Source organism: Cellulophaga sp. HaHaR_3_176 (assembly GCF_019021925.1).
GTDB lineage: Bacteria > Bacteroidota > Bacteroidia > Flavobacteriales > Flavobacteriaceae > Cellulophaga.
On record NZ_CP058990.1, the window covers coordinates 417,422 to 436,292 of the forward strand.

The window sequence follows — 18,871 nt, forward strand, 5'->3', positions numbered from 1 at the left end:
ACTATTTAGTAACACAAATTTAATTTATCATCACCATATTGTTATGGCTAGACAAAGAGATAATAACACAGTAAAAAGGTTCAATAAAATTTCAATAGGCTTGGCTTCTCCAGAATCAATTTTGGCAGAATCTAAAGGTGAAGTTTTAAAACCTGAAACTATTAACTATAGAACGCACAAACCAGAGCGTGACGGTCTTTTTTGTGAACGTATTTTTGGCCCTGTAAAGGATTACGAATGTGCTTGTGGTAAGTACAAGAGAATCCGTTATAGAGGTATTGTATGTGATCGTTGTGGTGTAGAAGTTACAGAGAAGAAAGTACGTAGAGATAGAGTAGGACATATTAATTTAGTTGTTCCTGTAGCTCATATCTGGTATTTCCGTTCATTACCAAATAAAATTGGATACTTATTAGGGTTACCGTCTAAGAAATTAGACATGATTATCTATTACGAGCGTTATGTGGTTATTCAACCAGGTATTGCTAAAGGTCCTGAAGGAGAAGAAATCAATAAAATGGATTTCTTAACAGAAGAAGAATATTTAAATATTTTAGAATCTGTTCCTGTAGAAAATCAATATTTAGAAGATACAGACCCAAATAAGTTTATTGCTAAAATGGGTGCTGAATGTTTAATTGATATTTTAGCTCGCATCGATTTAGATGTGCTTTCTTATGAGTTAAGACATAAAGCAAACACAGAAACTTCTAAGCAACGTAAAACAGAAGCTTTAAAGAGACTTCAGGTTGTTGAATCTTTGAGAGAGTCTCAAGAAAATAGAGAAAACAGACCTGAGTGGATGATTATGAAAGTAATCCCTGTTATTCCACCAGAATTACGTCCTCTAGTTCCTTTAGATGGTGGTCGTTTTGCGACTTCAGATTTAAATGATTTGTATAGAAGGGTGATAATCCGTAACAACCGTTTAAAAAGGTTAGTTGAGATAAAAGCTCCAGAAGTTATTCTTAGAAACGAGAAGCGTATGCTTCAAGAATCTGTTGATTCTTTATTCGATAACACAAGAAAAGCATCTGCTGTTAAAACAGAATCTAACAGACCTTTAAAATCACTTTCTGATTCTTTAAAAGGTAAACAAGGTCGTTTCCGTCAAAACTTACTTGGTAAGCGTGTGGATTATTCAGCACGTTCTGTAATTGTTGTAGGACCTGAATTAAGATTATTTGAATGTGGTCTTCCAAAAGATATGGCTGCAGAATTATACAAACCTTTTGTAATCCGTAAATTGATTGAAAGAGGTATTGTTAAAACGGTAAAGTCTGCTAAGAAAATTATAGATAAAAAAGAGCCTGTTGTTTGGGATATCTTAGAGAACGTATTGAAAGGTCATCCGGTTTTATTAAACAGGGCTCCTACATTACACCGTTTAGGTATACAAGCATTTCAACCTAAATTAATTGAAGGTAAAGCTATTCGTTTACATCCATTAGTATGTACTGCATTTAATGCGGATTTTGATGGGGATCAAATGGCTGTTCATTTACCATTAGGGCCAGAGGCAATTTTAGAATGTCAATTATTAATGTTGGCTTCTCATAATATATTAAATCCTGCGAATGGTTCTCCTATTACGGTACCATCTCAGGATATGGTCTTGGGTCTTTATTACATGACCAAAGAACGTAAATCTACACCTGAAGTGCCTATTAAAGGTGAAGGGTTAACTTTTTACTCTGCAGAAGAGGTTGTTATTGCTCATAATGAGGGCATGGTTGACTTGAATGCAGGTGTAAAAGTAAGAGCAAAAGACTTCAATGAAGCTGGTGAGTTGGTATACCAAATTATTCCAACAACAGTAGGTAGAGTTCTATTTAATAGAATGGTACCTGAAAAAGCTGGTTACATAAATGACGTATTGAATAAAAAATCTTTAAGAGATATTATTGGTGGTATTTTAGAGGCTACAGATGTGCCTACTACTGCTGATTTCTTAGATAAGATTAAAACAATGGGTTACGAGTTCGCTTTCAAAGGTGGTCTTTCATTTAGTTTAGGTGATATTATTATACCGCCAGAAAAACATGAAATGATTGCTGATGCTAATGGACAAGTTGAAGGTATTATGGCCAATTATAATATGGGTCTTATTACTAACAATGAACGTTACAACCAAGTAATTGATGTTTGGACATCTACCAATGCACAGTTAACAGAACTTGCTATGAAGCGTATTCGCGAAGATCAGCAAGGATTTAACTCAGTGTATATGATGCTTGATTCTGGTGCGAGGGGTTCTAAGGAGCAAATTCGTCAGTTAACAGGTATGCGTGGTTTGATGGCTAAACCTAAAAAATCGACTGCTGGTGGTGGTGAAATTATTGAAAACCCGATTCTTTCTAACTTTAAGGAGGGGCTTTCAATTCTTGAATACTTTATATCTACTCACGGTGCACGTAAAGGTCTTGCGGATACAGCATTAAAAACTGCCGATGCAGGTTACTTAACACGTCGTTTGGTTGATGTTTCTCAGGATGTTATTATTAATACTGAAGATTGTGGAACATTAAGAGGTATTGAAGTTGAAGCACTTAAGAAAAACGAAGAAATCGTTGAATCTTTAAAAGAAAGAATAATAGGTAGAGTTGCTCTACATGATGTTTACAATCCTTTAACTGAAGAGTTATTGTTAACAGCAGGTCAAGAGATTCATGAAGCTGATGCTAGACTAATAGAAGCTTCTCCAATAGAGAAAGTTGAAGTTCGTTCTGCATTAACTTGTGAAGCTAAAAAAGGTATTTGTGGTAAATGTTACGGTAGAAACCTTTCTACTAATAAAATGGTTCAAAGAGGTGAAGCAGTTGGTGTTGTTGCAGCACAATCAATTGGTGAACCAGGAACACAGTTGACATTGCGTACTTTCCACGTGGGTGGTATTGCAGGTAACATTTCTGAAGATAACAAATTGAATGCTAAATTTTCGGGTATAGCTGAAATAGAAGATTTAAGAACGGTTACAGGAGCTGATAACGAGGGTAACCCTTCTGAGATTATTATTTCAAGAACATCTGAAATTAAAATTGTAGATGCTAAAACAGGAATTGTATTAAGTACAAATAACATTCCTTACGGTTCTCAATTGTTTATTAAGAATGGTGCGAAAATTACAAAAGACGATGTAATCTGTCAATGGGATCCTTATAACGGTGTTATCGTTACTGAATTCCCAGGTAAGATTGTATATGAGAATATTGATCAGGGTGTTACTTACCAAGTTGAGATTGATGAGCAAACAGGTTTCCAAGAGAAAGTTATTTCTGAATCTAGAAACAAAAAATTAATACCTACATTACTTATTAAAAATAGTAATGACGAAGTATTACGTTCATACAATTTACCAGTAGGTTCTCACATTATGGTAGATGATGGAGAAAAAGTTAAAGAAGGTAAGATTTTAGTTAAAATTCCACGTAAATCTGCTAAATCTGGTGATATTACTGGTGGTCTTCCAAGAGTTACTGAGTTATTTGAAGCGCGTAACCCTTCTAATCCAGCTGTAGTTTCTGAAATTGATGGAGTAGTTTCTTTTGGTAAAATTAAAAGAGGTAACCGTGAAATCATTATTGAGTCTAAATTAGGAGAAGTTAAAAAGTATTTAGTTAAACTTTCTAATCAAATCTTAGTTCAAGAAAATGATTATGTTCGTGCAGGTATGCCATTGTCAGATGGTTCTGTAACGCCAGAAGATATTTTATCTATTAAAGGGCCTTCTGCTGTTCAACAATATTTAGTAAATGAAGTACAAGAAGTATATCGTTTACAAGGTGTGAAAATTAATGATAAGCATTTTGAAGTTGTTGTTCGTCAGATGATGCGTAAAGTACGTATACAAGATCCGGGAGATACTATATTCTTAGAAAATCAATTAGCTCATAAAGATGACTTTATAGTTGAAAATGATGGAATTTTCGGAAAGAAAATTGTTGTTGAAGTTGGGGAGTCAGATAACCTTAAAGCAGGTCAGGTAATAACTGCACGTGAGTTAAGAGATGAAAATTCAATTTTAAGAAGAAATGATAAAGCTTTAGTTGAAGCTAGAGATGCTATTGCAGCAACTGCGACACCAATACTTCAGGGTATTACTCGTGCTTCATTACAGACTAAATCATTTATATCTGCAGCATCTTTCCAAGAAACGACTAAAGTATTAAACGAAGCGGCAGTAGCTGGTAAAGTTGATAGCTTAGAAGGGTTGAAAGAAAATGTAATTGTAGGTCATAAAATACCTGCAGGTACAGGTATGAGAGACTATGATAGTATTATCGTAGGATCTAAGGAAGAGTATGATGAAATAATGGCTCGTAAAGAAGAGTTTAAGTTTTAATATTAGTTTTAATGAGCGATCAGAATCAAAAACAAATTAACATAGAATTAGATGAAAAAACTGCTGAAGGGATATATTCCAATTTAGCAATTATAAATCATTCTGTATCAGAGTTTGTTGTTGACTTTATTAGTATGATGCCAGGAGCTCCAAAAGCGAAAGTGAAGAGTAGAATAGTTCTTACTCCTCAACACGCTAAGAAGTTTTTAAAAGCATTAAATGATAATGTTACACGTTTTGAAAAAGCTCATGGAACTATTAAAGATTATGAGCAAACTCCTATCCCAATTAATTTTGGCCCCACTGGAGAGGCATAAATAAAAAAAACCCGCAATTAATATTGCGGGTTTTTTGTTTTAAAAAATTATAAGTTTAATTATCTATTTAATTAAACTTATAATTTTTATTCAAATTCAGATGTGAACTTTAGTGTTACATTAGGGTATTTTTGTTGTGTCATTTGTAGTGAAAATTGAGAATCAGCTAAGAAAACTAATTGCCCTCTTTTGTCTTTTGCTAAAAACTTTTGTTTAACTCTTTTAAACTCTTTAAATTCATCACTGTTTTTGTCTTTAGGAGCTAACCAGCAGGCTTTGTATACAGGGAAATTTTCATATGTACATTTAGCACCATATTCATGCTCTAAACGGTATTGAATTACTTCGTATTGTAAAGCACCTACGGTACCGATAATTTTTCGTCCATTCAATTCAAGAGTAAATAACTGTGCAACACCTTCATCCATTAATTGGTCAACACCTTTTGATAATTGTTTAGATTTTAAAGGGTCTGCATTATTAATGTATCTAAAATGTTCAGGGGAGAAGCTTGGTATTCCTTTATAGTGTAAAAGTTCGCCTTCAGTTAATGTATCTCCAATTTTAAAATTCCCGGTGTCATGTAGTCCTACAATATCACCTGGATATGATATATCTATAATTTCCTTTTTTTCTGCAAAAAAAGCATTTGGACTAGAAAATTTTAGTTTTTTGTTATTTCTAACGTGCAAGTAAGGTTTGTTTCTCTCAAAAGTACCAGATACAATTTTTATAAATGCTAATCTATCCCTGTGTTTAGGATCCATATTAGCATGTATTTTAAAAACAAAACCAGTAAAATCTTTTTCTTTAGAATCTACTAATCTTTCTTCAGACATTTTAGGTCTTGGTGTTGGAGCGATGTCAATAAAGCAGTCTAAAAGTTCTCTAACACCAAAATTATTTAATGCAGATCCAAAAAATACAGGTTGTAAATTCCCTTCTAAATATTCTTTTTGATTGAATTCAGGGTATACACCATTAACTAATTCTAAATTTTCTCTAAGATCATTAGCGGCTTTATCTCCTATTATGGTATCTAATTTTTTACTGTTAATGTCGTTAAAGGCAATAACGTCTTCAATGTTTTTTTTACTATCACCACTAAATAGGTTTATGTTTTTTTCGTAAATGTTATAAATACCTTTAAAATCGTATCCCATTCCAATAGGGAAACTTAAAGGTGTTACTGTTAAATTAAGTTTTTGTTCAACTTCATCTAGTAGGTCAAAAGCATCTTTTCCTTCTCTGTCCATCTTGTTAATAAAAACAATGATAGGAATATTTCTCATTCTACAAACTTCTACTAATTTTTCAGTTTGTTCCTCTACACCTTTTGCAACATCAATTACAACAATAACACTATCTACTGCAGTTAGAGTTCTAAATGTGTCTTCAGCAAAATCTTTATGTCCAGGTGTATCTAAGATGTTTATTTTTTTATCTCTGTAAATAAAAGCTAATACTGAGGTCGCAACAGAAATTCCACGTTGTCTTTCAATTTCCATGAAATCACTTGTAGCGCCTTTTTTTATTTTATTGTTTTTAACAGCCCCAGCTTCTTGTATTGCTCCTCCAAATAAAAGTAATTTTTCGGTAAGGGTTGTTTTTCCTGCATCAGGGTGAGATATAATACCAAAAGTTCTCCTTCTTTTAATTTCACTTTCAAAACTCATAAATAAAATTTTTGCAAAAATAGGTTAAATTATAATTGTATTAATCTGATGTGTAAAAGTAAATAATTTGTAAATTTTTTCACTTTTAAACTTGCGTAATTATTTGATTTTTAGAGTTTAATGATTTTTTTGGAATCGATAAACGGTATGGTTTCTTCTTTTTGGTAGATTTGTGAAATCTTTTTGTAGGATTTATACGTAATTATACCTGATCAGGTTTGTGATAAAACGTACCATTGGTCGATAAAATGTGTTGTTAAAAGAGTTTTGTTACTTTCTATGTTAGAATAATTTAGCCAATTTGAATTTTAGCTATATCTTGCGCTAACATTTATAATGATGAAGTCCCAACTTCTTACTTGTTAAAAATACCTACATACGATATGGTGATTAGTTTAATATAAAGCTAGCGCGTATGGATTTTATTACTTTGAGAGAAAATTTTAAGAGTGTATTTATATACTCAACTAAATTTTTATTAATATTCTTTATTCTTATATCTACAACTTCTTTTGATTTTTCAGAAGACAAATCACTATTGGCTAGTATCCTATACCAGGATACCGATGGAGATAAGGTCCCTGATGTGAAAGATATTGATGATGATGGAGATGGTATAATAGATACTGTTGAAGGATACAATGCAACCAACCCGAGAGATACTGATAAAGATGGTATACCAGATTATTTAGATATTGATTCTGATAATGATGGTATCTTAGATAATGTTGAGGCACAAAAAACTTCAATGTACAAAGCGCCATCAGGGAATGATGTTGATGGTAATGGATTAGATGATGCTTATGAATTATCTCCAGGAAGTTGTGGAGGTTTAATGCCTGTTGATACAGATAAAGATGGTAAACCTGATTATAAAGATATTGATTCTGATAATGACGGAATATTAGATAATGTAGAAGCACAAACAGAAAATGAGTTTATTGCTCCATGTGGTATGGATAAAGATGGTAATGGTTTAGATGATCATTACGAAAATTATTGTGGTGCAGGTCAAGGTATAACGCCAATCAATTCTGATAATGATCCAAATCCTGATTTCAGAGATATTGATTCAGATAACGATGGTATTCCTGATAACGTAGAAGCTCAAACTACAGATGATTATATCGCACCATCAGGAAACGATTCAGACATGGATGGTTTAGATGATAATTATGAAGGTTCAGGAAATGAAGGGTTAACTCCAGTAAATACAGACGGAGAAGATACTGCAGATTATATCGATTTAGATTCTGATAATGATTCAGTTCCTGATAATAATGAAGGTAATGATTTTGATTTCGATGGTATTCCAGATCAAACCTTTACAGGTATAGATACAGATGGTGATGGTTTAGATGATGGTTATGAAGGATCAGACGTTAACGACGGTTTTGATGTTAACGATGAAATTAATGATCCAGCAAATGACTTGCCAGATACAGACGGTACAGAAGATGTCAACTATAGAGATTTAGATGATGACGGAGATGGCATCAACACACCAGATGAAGATATTGATGGTGATGGTAACCCGACGAATGATGATACAGATGGTGATGGTATTCCAGATTATTTAGACCCTACAGATGATGGAAAAGATACAGATGGAGATGGTGTTCCAGATGCAACAGATTTAGATGATGATAACGATGGTATTTTGGATGTTGTTGAAGATGCAAATGTTGATGGTGATAATGATCCATTAACAAACCCAACTGATACAGATAATGATGGTATTCCAAATCATTTAGATATAGATGCTGATAATGACGGTATTCCAGATAACGTAGAGGCACAAACTACAGATGGTTATATTGCACCATCAGGAAACGATTCAGACATGGATGGTTTAGATGATAATTATGAAGGTTCAGGAAATGAAGGGTTGACTCCAGTAAATACTGATGGTGATGAAACTCCAGATTATACTGACTTAGATTCAGATAATGATTCAGTTCCTGATAATAATGAAGGAAACGATTTTGATTTTGATGGTATTCCAGATCAAACCTTTACAGGTATAGATACAGATGGTGATGGTTTAGATGATGGTTATGAAGGATCAGATGTAAATGACGGTTTTGATGTTAACGATGAAATTAATGATCCAGCAAACGACTTGCCAGATACAGACGGTACAGAAGATGTTAACTATAGAGATTTAGATGATGATGGAGATGGTATCAATACACCGGATGAAGATATTGACGATGATACTGACCCGACGAATGATGATACAGATGGTGATGGTATTCCAGATTATTTAGACCCTACAGATGATGGAAAAGATACAGACGGCGATGGTGTTCCAGATGCAACAGATTTAGATGATGATAATGATGGTATTTTAGATACTGTAGAAGATGCGAATGTAGATGGCGATAATGATCCATTAACAGATCCAACCGATACAGATGGCGATGGTATTCCAAATCATTTAGATATCGATGCTGATAATGACGGTATTCCAGATAACGTAGAGGCACAAACTACAGATGGTTATATTGCACCATCAGGAAACGATTCAGACATGGATGGTTTAGATGATAATTATGAAGGTTCAGGAAATGAAGGGTTGACTCCAGTAAATACAGACGGAGAAGATACTGCAGATTATATCGATTTAGATTCTGATAATGATTCAGTTCCTGATAATAATGAAGGTAATGATTTTGATTTTGATGGTATTCCAGATCAAACCTTTACAGGTATAGATACAGATGGTGATGGTTTAGATGATGGTTATGAAGGATCAGATGTAAATGACGGTTTTGATGTTAACGATGAAATTAATGATCCAGCAAACGACTTGCCAGATACAGACGGTACAGAAGATGTTAACTATAGAGATTTAGATGATGACGGAGATGGCATCAACACACCAGATGAAGATATTGATGGTGATGGTAACCCAACCAACGATGATACAGATGGTGATGGTATTCCAGATTATTTAGACCCTACCGATGATAATGGTCCTGATACAGACGGCGATGGTGTTCCAGATGCAACAGATTTAGATGATGATAATGATGGTATTTTAGATACTGTAGAAGATGCGAATGTAGATGGCGATAATGATCCATTAACAGATCCAACCGATACAGATGGCGATGGTATTCCAAATCATTTAGATATCGATGCTGATAATGATGGTATTCCAGATAACGTAGAGGCACAAACTACAGAAGGTTATATAGCACCTAATGAGGATGATGCAGCAACGTATATTGATAATGAAGGATTAAACAGTGCTTATCCTGATGGTTTAACACCAAACGATCATGATGGTGATGAAACTCCAGATTATACTGACTTAGATTCAGATAACGATTCAGTTCCTGATAATAATGAAGGAAACGATTTTGATTTTGATGGTATTCCAGATCAAACCTTTACAGGTATAGATACAGATGGTGATGGTTTAGATGATGGTTATGAAGGATCAGATGTAAATGACGGTTTTGATGTTAACGATGAAATTAATGATCCAGCAAACGACTTGCCAGATACAGACGGTACAGAAGATGTTAACTATAGAGATTTAGATGATGACGGAGATGGCATCAACACACCAGATGAAGATATTGATGGTGATGGTAACCCAACCAACGATGATACAGATGGTGATGGTATTCCAGATTATTTAGACCCTACCGATGATAATGGTCCTGATACAGACGGCGATGGTGTTCCAGATGCAACAGATTTAGATGATGATAATGATGGTATTTTAGATACTGTAGAAGATGCGAATGTAGATGGCGATAATGATCCATTAACAGATCCAACCGATACAGATGGCGATGGTATTCCAAATCATTTAGATATCGATGCTGATAATGATGGTATTCCAGATAACGTAGAGGCACAAACTACAGAAGGTTATATAGCACCTAATGAGGATGATGCAGCAACGTATATTGATAATGAAGGATTAAACAGTGCTTATCCTGATGGTTTAACACCAAACGATCATGATGGTGATGAAACTCCAGATTATACTGACTTAGATTCAGATAACGATTCAGTTCCTGATAATAATGAAGGAAACGATTTTGATTTTGATGGTATTCCAGATCAAACCTTTACAGGTATAGATACAGATGGTGATGGTTTAGATGATGGTTATGAAGGATCAGATGTAAATGACGGTTTTGATGTTAACGATGAGATCAACGATCCAGGAAACGACTTACCAGATACAGACGGTACAGAAGATGTCAACTATAGAGATTTAGATGATGACGGAGATGGCATCAACACACCAGATGAAGATATTGATGGTGATGGTAACCCAACCAACGATGATACAGATGGTGATGGTATTCCAGATTATTTAGACCCTACAGATGATACACCAGAAGAAATGATCATTCTAGTAAATCAAATGTTAACTCCTAATTCTGATGGTAAAAATGATTTCTTATTTATTAGAAACGTAGAGTTTGCATTTAATAATACAATCAAAATTTTTAATAGATGGGGAGTAGCTGTTTATGAAGGTGCTGATTATAATAATCAAAACAATGTATTTGATGGTCGATCAAAAGGAAGGTCAACTGTAACTCAAGAAGAGTATTTGCCATCAGGTATTTATTATTATATATTTGAATATCAAGATATTAATAATAAAAATATTACAGACAACGGTTACATTTATATTAGTAAATAAGAATAGTATTGAGAACACTATATATTATGAATAAATCAATTTTTATTTTACCATTTTTACTGACATTGCTATTTGTACAGAATACAAATGCACAACAAGATGCTCAGTATACGCAATATATGTTTAATACCATGAGTGTTAACCCTGCATATGCAGGTTCTAGAGGGCAGCTTAGTATTGCTGCACTATATAGATCTCAATGGGTTGGGCTAGATGGATCGCCAACAACGCAAACTTTAAACCTGCATTCACCTATTAGAAATAGTAGGTTAGGTTACGGAGTTTCAATTGTTAACGATGAAATAGGTAACGGAACTGTTCAAGAAACTTATTTTGATGGTATCATTTCTTATACATTACCCGTATCTGAAACAGGAAAACTATCTTTTGGTTTAAAGTTTGGAGGTAATTTACTAAACTTAGATTTTTCAAAATTGAGAAATTTTGATGATGAAAATGTTACAGGTGAAAATATTGAAAATAAATTCTCGCCCAATTTTGGGCTAGGTATGTATTATCATACCGATAAATTTTATTTAGGGTTATCTGCACCAAATTTATTAGAAACTAGTCATTTTGATAATTCAAATAGAGACTCAGGATCTGTTTCTTTTTTATCAGAAGAACGAATAAATTTTTATGCAATAACAGGTTACGTTTTTGATCTTTCAGATCAGTTTAAATTTAAACCAGCATTATTAACGAAAGTAGTAGGTGGAGCACCTTTGCAAGTTGATATTTCAGCAAACTTTATGTTTAACGATAGATTTACATTTGGTGGAGCTTATCGTTGGGATGCAGCAGTTAGTGCATTGGCAGGTTTTCAAATAAGCGATCAATTAATGATTGGAATGGCTTACGATAAAGAAACTACGGAATTAGGTTCTACAAGATTTAATGATGGTTCTTTCGAGATTTTCTTGAGATATGAATTGGTTAAGTCTTTTCAAAAATTAGTATCACCACGTTTCTTCTAAATAATAGATTATGTTAAGAAAAATATTTTTTGCAATTATCCTAATCTTTATCGTAGTTCAAAACTCTATAGGTCAGGATAATAAAACTCTTGATAAAGCTAATGCTAAATATGAAGAGTACTCGTTCAGACCAGCCATAGATATCTATAAAAAAGTTATAGATAAAGGCTTTGTTTCTGCAGATATATTAAAAAAGTTAGGGAATTCATACTATTTTAATGCAGATTATAAAAGTGCTTCAGAGATTTACGATAGATTAGTAAACGAGTTTGAAGCGGATGTTACTTCTGATTACTATTTTAGATATTCACAAACGTTAAGAAGCCTTGGTGAATATGATAAAGCAGATGAGTTGATGACAAAATTTTCAGAAATGACTTCTGGAGATTCTAGAGTTAGTTCTTTTAAATCAGAAAGAAATTATAAAAAAGAAATTAAAGAAAATTCTGGTAGATACGATATAGCTCCATTTAAATACAATACAAAGTATTCTGAATTTGCACCAACGTTTTATAAAGAAGGATTAATATTTTCTTCAGATAAAGATACTGGTAATTTAGCTAAATACAGACATACTTGGAATTCTAAAGACTTTTTAGATTTGTATAAAGTAAATGCAGATAGTCTTTCTATGGATTATGTAGTTAAACTAGATGATGAAATAAATACTAGAATACATGAGTCTACTACAGCAATAACTAAAGATGGTCAAACTTTATATTTTACGAGAAATAACTTTAAAGAAGGTAAATCGTATAAAGACGAATCAGGGATTATTAGATTAAAGATTTTTAGAGCACAACTTGTAGATGGTGAATTTACTCAAATAGAAGAATTACCTTTTAATAGCGATGGTTATTCGGTTGCTCACCCAACATTGAGTGCAGATGAAAAAACCTTATATTTTGCATCTGATATGCCTGGTAGTTTAGGAGAGTCAGATATTTTTAAAGTACAAATAAATGATGATGGAACATTTACAAATCCAGAAAATTTAGGAAGTACTATTAATACCGAAGCAAGAGAAACATTCCCATATGTTACAAGTAAAGAAATTTTATACTTTTCTTCTGATGGGCACCCTGGTTTAGGAGGATTAGATGTTTTTGCTACTAAAATTGAAAATAATTCTTATTCAGGACTTGTAAAAAATGTAGGCGAACCTATTAATAGTAAATTAGATGATTTTACATTTATTATTGATGAAAGTATAAAACAAGGTTATTTTGCTTCTAATCGAGAAACTGGAATGGGTAATGATGATATTTATAGTTTTGTAGAGATCAAACCTTTAGTATTAGATTGTCAACAAAAAATTTCAGGAACAGTTAGAGATAAAATGTCTAACCAGGTATTAGTTGGTGCCACTGTTAAGATTATTGACGAAAATAATAAAGAAATATTAGATGTTTTAACAGATTCTAATGGTTTTTATGAGGTTTTAATAGATTGTGATAAAGGAAATTTTGTTAGAGCTTTAATGGACGGTTACGTGCCTTCTGAAGAGTATTTAAATAAATCAGAGGGAGACCCTCAAGTGATAGATTTTTATTTAGAGAGAGATTTAGTTACAGGAGGGTTCGGAGACGATTTAGCAAAACTATTACAACTTAGTACTATTTACTTTGATTTAAATAAGTATGATATTAGACCTGATGCAGAAATTGAGATTCAAAAAGTTATTGCTGCTATGGAAAAATACCCAAGTTTAAAAATTAAAGTAAATTCTCATACGGATAGTAGAGGTAAAGATTCTTATAATCTTTGGCTATCTCAAAAAAGAGCAGAATCCACTGTGGGTTACATGATTTCTAAAGGTCTTTCTGAAGAAAGATTAAGTGGTGAAGGTTTTGGAGAAACCAAACTAGTTAATAGTTGTGGTAATAACTCTAAATGTACATCTAAAGAGCATGATTTAAATCGTAGATCTGAATTTATAATATTAGAGTAAAGTATATAAATAATATTTATTTTATAAACCTGCAAGACTTTGTCTTGCAGGTTTATCTATTTTAAAAAGGCTTTGTTATCTGTAGCTGATCGATAAAGCGCTTATTTTTTTAAGAAACTAAAACTTAACACTAATTCTGCCTTACTACACTATAAAATTTACTGTGTACACAACAAATATTAGCTGAAAGCTTGCATTATCAATAATTTTGTATGTAATCATTTTGTTTATTATTAAGCAAAATACTCGATTCCATATTGCATGAATTTTTTTAGTAGACTTATATTTATCTTAATTACCTTTTTTTCAATTAATTTATTAGTTGGACAGGAGACATATAGAGATAATTTTTCGTCCATTAGTTATTCCAATAATAATGGGTCGCAAAATTTCAGTTCTAATTGGATTGAACGTAATGATAATAATAGTCCAAATGGAGAAAAGATTTCAATTAATTCTAATCAATTAACTTTTAATAATTTAGATGGAGCAAATATTTATCGATTTGTTCCTTTAGCAGGGGCAAGTGGAGTTACTTTGACTTTAGATTATAATGCTACAGCTAGAGGAGGGGAGTCACTTGCAGTCAGCATTTATAATACGACCACACAAACCTTTAATCAAGTTTTCAATATAAATACGAATACTACAGGAAGCCTTTCTTATAATTTAACAGCAGCAGAAGTAGCATCTAATCCAGCTATATATATTTCAACTTCAAGTGGCAACTGGGGTAATGGAGATCAAATTAGAATAGATAATGTTTTGTTTACAGCTTATAATGGTCCTACAATCTCTATTAACGATGTAACAGTTGATGAAGATGATGGTAGTGCAACTTTTACAGCTACTTCTAATGGGGCTTCGTTAGGTAGTTCTTTTACTGTGAATTATCAAACAGTAAATGGTTCTGCAACAGCAGGAGGAGATTACACGTCTATTTCAGGAACTATGACTTTTAATGGAAATGTAGGAGATACAGAAACGTTTACAGTACCTATTCTTGATGATACTAATTTGGAGAATACGGAAACCTTTATCATTCAAATGACCTCCGCTTCAAGTCTAAGTGTAAATATATCAGATACAGGAACAGGCTCTATATTAGATAATGAATCTATAACCATGAATGATGGCAGCACTACAACTGAATGTGATAAGATTTTTTTAGATCCAGGAGGTCTTGGTAATTACGGCAATAATTTAGATGTAACCCATACAATATGTCCTGAAGCTGGATTTGATTATGTTTCGGTAGATTTTACGAGTTTTGATTTAGATGCAGGAGGTGATTTTCTTTATGTTTACGATGGTAACTCTACTGGCGCAACACTTATTGGTCAATATGATAATGATAATTTACCAAGTACTCTTTCAGCTTCACCAGGTACTTCGGGTTGTTTAACTTTTAGATTTACTTCGAATAATAACGCAAACGGAACAGGTTTTCAAGCAGATATAAAATGTAATATTGAAGGACCTAGATTGGTTATCGATGATGTGTCAATTGACGAGGATGGAGGTAATATTTTATTTACAGTAACATCTACAAGAGCAGCCCATGGGCGTAATGTTTTTCTATTTGGATTTATTAATACTCCATTTACTGTAGATTATACAACAGTAAATAATACAGCACTTTCAGGTAGCGATTATACAGCTACTTCAGGTACATTAACTTTTACAGGGGCAATAGGGTATCAACGTACTATTTCTGTTCCTATAACAGATGATGGTATACCTGAGTTTGATGAAGACTTTTTTATTGAATTTACAGGCTCAAACGCACCAGATGTTGCAGTAAATATTGACGATACAGGTAAAGGAACGATCAACTCTCAGATATTAGCAAATGTACCATTAACACTTTTTAGACAGTTTGATGGTGATTATGATTATGCAACTACAGGTGGTAGTTTACGTACTCAAAGTAATGACTCTAACTCATGTGCTATACAAACAAGCTCTTCAAATCAATTAGTTTCAAATATACCCGATACAGGAACTATAAAAGCAGCTTATCTATATTGGGCACACTCTAGTTATGTTCGTGATGAACAAGTAACTTTTGAAGGTCAGACTATTAATGCTGGTTTTGTATATCAAACTACCTTTGCCGCTAGTCAGAGTATAAATTTAAGTTTTTATGGTTATGTAAGTGACGTTACTAGTTTAGTAAGTGCTATACCGGATATTAATAATAATAATTTTGATTTTTCAGGCTTAACAATAGATACCTCTAATAATTATTGTAGTACAGCAACTGTATTGGGTGGCTGGTCATTAATGGTATATTATGAAGATCCCTCATTACCTGCCGTAAGTATCAACTTATACCAAGGGTTTGATGGATTACAAAATAATTCACCAGGAACACAATTTACATTAGATTCTTTTTTTGCTATTGATGGATTAGGGGCTAAAGCAACTTTTTTATCCTGGGAAGGTGATGATACTTTAGGTTCTAGCGGTGCAAACCCTGAAGCATTAACTATTACAAATGAATCTAACCAAACATTTACTCTAGCAGATGACGGTGGTCAAACGGGTAATAATGCATATAACGGAACTATTTTCGATGATACCACTGCACCAATATACAATCAATTAGATACATATGGGGTAGATTTAGATACATACGATATATCAAACTATATTTCACCAGGTGATTCTCAAGTTACTGCAACAGTAAATGTTGGACAAGATTATGTTATTAATATGGCAGTTGTAATGAAAGTACCTTCTAACTTAATAACAGGTACTGTATTTGAAGATATCAATTACCCAGGAGGTGAGGGTAGGAATCAAATAATTTCAGGTGGAACAGTTTTATCTGGAGTAACAGTTGAGTTATTTGAAGATAAGGGTCAAGGACAATTTATAGAAAGGAAGATTACAGATAATAATGGGCAATATTCTTTTGCAGGTATGGAAGATGGAGATTACCTTATTAAAGTGGTAAATCCTACAGTGCGTTCTAATAGAGATAATGGACTTAATTGTACCGAGTGTATTGCTGTTCAAACTCATAGGACATTTGGGGATGCAAATACAGTAACTGAAATAAATAATGAAATTGGAGGGGCGTACCCTAGTGCATTGCAAGATGCAGCTTTAGGTATTGCTAGAGATGCTCAAACAATTTCTTTAGTAACGGTAGCTAGTAATGGTGTAACAAATATAAATTTCGGATTTAATTTTAATACCATAGTTAATAGCAATGAAAATGGCCGTGGCTCTTTAAATCAATTTATAATAAATTCTAATAATTTAGGAGAAACAGGTTTAGATATCGAATCAAATAGCATTTTTGATCCATTGGCAGGAGAAGATACTTCTATATTTATGATTCCACCAACAGGAGATGCATTCGGTAGAGTAGCTGATGCGAATTATACAGGAGGTATTTTTGATCTTTTAATTTCAGACGGTAATCCTCTTTCAGTTATTACAGGAACAAATACAATAATTGATGGTAGAACTCAAACAGCGTATTCAGGAGACTCTAATTCAGGAAGTGTAGGCTCTGGAGGATCAGCAGTAGGTACTTCGGCGGTGGCTTTACCTAATTTTGACAAGCCAGAAATTCAAGTTCACAGCAATAATGGAGATGTATTTCAGACAACAGGTAATGGTGTAACAATTCGCAACCTTTCTGTTTATGCAAATAACAATTCAGCAATAAAAATCATTGGAGGAACAGGTACTGTTTCTAACTCTTTAATAGGTGTGAATGCATCAGGAATAAATGCGGGTAATTTAAGTTATGGAGTAGAAGTTACTGGAGGTATTGCATCTATAAATGAAAACTATATAGCGACAAATATTGATGCAGGAATTTTAGTTAATGGAGGCACATCAACAACCATTGAAAATAATCATATTACCAATAATGGAAACAGCCCTTGTGATGATAATATTACATTAACAAACGGTACAGGTATTATAATTAATCACAATTTAATTGATAGTGCAGCTTCACTCGCGATTGATGACGATGGAGTATCGGGTAATGTTGTTGTTTCAGAAAATACAATTATCAATTCAGGTCAAAATGGAGGTGCTTGTTCTGGTAATATTGAAAATATGGGTGTTAGGTTATTAGGTAGTAATTCATCTATTATTAATAATGTTATAGCAAGTAATAGAGGTTCAGGTATTGTTTTAACAGGCGGTAATACAACAGGTAATTTAATATCTAAAAACTCTATTTATGCAAATGGTACAGCATCAAACGCATTGGGTATTGATTTGGATAGCTCTAGTATTATAGGTGATGGTGTAACTTTAAATGAATCGAACGATTCAGATAACGGGCCAAATGGTTTATTAAACTTTCCAATACTATCTGGGTCTTATGTATCTGGTTCTAATTTAGTAGTTAATGGCTGGGTAAGACCAGGTAGTGTTATTGAAATATTTTTAACAGATGTAGATCGTGGTACGGCTAATATGGGAGATAATCAACTAGGGTTGTCAACCGATTACGGAGAGGGTCAAACATATTTAGCAACATTTATAGAAGGTTCTGCAGAGGATTTATCATCTAAAATTTCTTCATATTTAGATGTTGATGGAAATATAGATAATACAAATAAATTTCAATTTAAAATTCCTTTACCTTCTGGTGTAGTAGTAGGTACTTTTGTTACTACAACAGCAACAATATCGAACTCAACTTCTGAATTCTCTCCTTTTAGTATTGTTGAAAATTACACACTTATTACAAATAGGAAAATTACATATAGAGTTAAAGAGAATTAAACTGTTTATTTTTAATTAACATCGTTACTTAAAATAAGGCTTGTAAATAAGTTTTTTTTATTTAATTAACCTCGCATATATCGGCTTTAACCGTCAATTATTGGGACTTACACAACATTAATTCTACATAGTGTAACGCTACTTATATCTTTATAAAATTGATATA

The 18,871-nt window shown here is 32.9% G+C and carries 7 protein-coding genes; 6 read left to right on the forward strand and 1 reads right to left on the reverse strand.

The annotated features are described in order from the left end of the window. Positions 1–43 precede the first annotated feature (43 nt). Both rpoC and H0I23_RS01915 read left to right on the forward strand, forming a co-directional pair. On the forward strand, positions 44–4,342 hold the full coding sequence (gene rpoC / locus H0I23_RS01910; RefSeq protein WP_216784791.1) for a DNA-directed RNA polymerase subunit beta': 4,299 nt from the start codon (positions 44–46) through the stop codon (positions 4,340–4,342). Between the two features lie 11 nt (positions 4,343–4,353). Next, positions 4,354–4,659: a DUF3467 domain-containing protein gene (locus tag H0I23_RS01915; protein ID WP_216784792.1), complete on the forward strand. Its 306-nt coding sequence runs from the start codon at positions 4,354–4,356 to the stop codon at positions 4,657–4,659. 86 nt (positions 4,660–4,745) lie between these two features. Here H0I23_RS01915 and H0I23_RS01920 read toward each other — a convergent pair whose 3' ends face one another. Further along, a complete protein-coding gene (locus tag H0I23_RS01920) occupies positions 4,746–6,335 on the reverse strand; it encodes a peptide chain release factor 3 (protein WP_216784793.1) in 1,590 nt (529 codons plus the stop codon). Between the two features lie 415 nt (positions 6,336–6,750). Between H0I23_RS01920 and H0I23_RS01925 the strand changes: the two genes are divergently transcribed. The 4 genes from H0I23_RS01925 to H0I23_RS01940 all read left to right on the forward strand — a co-directional run bounded on the left by H0I23_RS01925 (position 6,751) and on the right by H0I23_RS01940 (position 18,705). After that, entirely contained in the window at positions 6,751–11,013 is a 4,263-nt protein-coding gene (locus H0I23_RS01925; protein WP_254073637.1) for a gliding motility-associated C-terminal domain-containing protein, read from the forward strand. Positions 11,014–11,039: 26 nt separating this feature from the next. Then, positions 11,040–11,990, forward strand: a complete 951-nt coding sequence (locus H0I23_RS01930) for a type IX secretion system membrane protein PorP/SprF (protein WP_216784794.1) — start codon at positions 11,040–11,042, stop codon at positions 11,988–11,990. A 10-nt stretch (positions 11,991–12,000) separates the two neighbouring features. Continuing rightward, positions 12,001–13,941 (forward strand): OmpA family protein, encoded by a 1,941-nt coding sequence (locus tag H0I23_RS01935; protein WP_216784795.1) that lies wholly within the window; start codon positions 12,001–12,003, stop codon positions 13,939–13,941. Between the two features lie 261 nt (positions 13,942–14,202). After that, positions 14,203–18,705 (forward strand): S-layer family protein, encoded by a 4,503-nt coding sequence (locus H0I23_RS01940; protein ID WP_216784796.1) that lies wholly within the window; start codon positions 14,203–14,205, stop codon positions 18,703–18,705. The last annotated feature ends 166 nt before the right edge of the window (positions 18,706–18,871 follow it).

Coding starts and splice junctions, on each gene's coding strand:
- H0I23_RS01925 (WP_254073637.1), top strand. CDS start 6,751: ATGGATTTTATTACTTTGAGAGAAAATTTTAAGAGTGTATTTATATAC.
- H0I23_RS01940 (WP_216784796.1), top strand. CDS start 14,203: ATGAATTTTTTTAGTAGACTTATATTTATCTTAATTACCTTTTTTTCA.
- H0I23_RS01930 (WP_216784794.1), top strand. CDS start 11,040: ATGAATAAATCAATTTTTATTTTACCATTTTTACTGACATTGCTATTT.
- H0I23_RS01920 (WP_216784793.1), bottom strand. CDS start 6,335: ATGAGTTTTGAAAGTGAAATTAAAAGAAGGAGAACTTTTGGTATTATA.
- rpoC (WP_216784791.1), top strand. CDS start 44: ATGGCTAGACAAAGAGATAATAACACAGTAAAAAGGTTCAATAAAATT.
- H0I23_RS01915 (WP_216784792.1), top strand. CDS start 4,354: ATGAGCGATCAGAATCAAAAACAAATTAACATAGAATTAGATGAAAAA.
- H0I23_RS01935 (WP_216784795.1), top strand. CDS start 12,001: ATGTTAAGAAAAATATTTTTTGCAATTATCCTAATCTTTATCGTAGTT.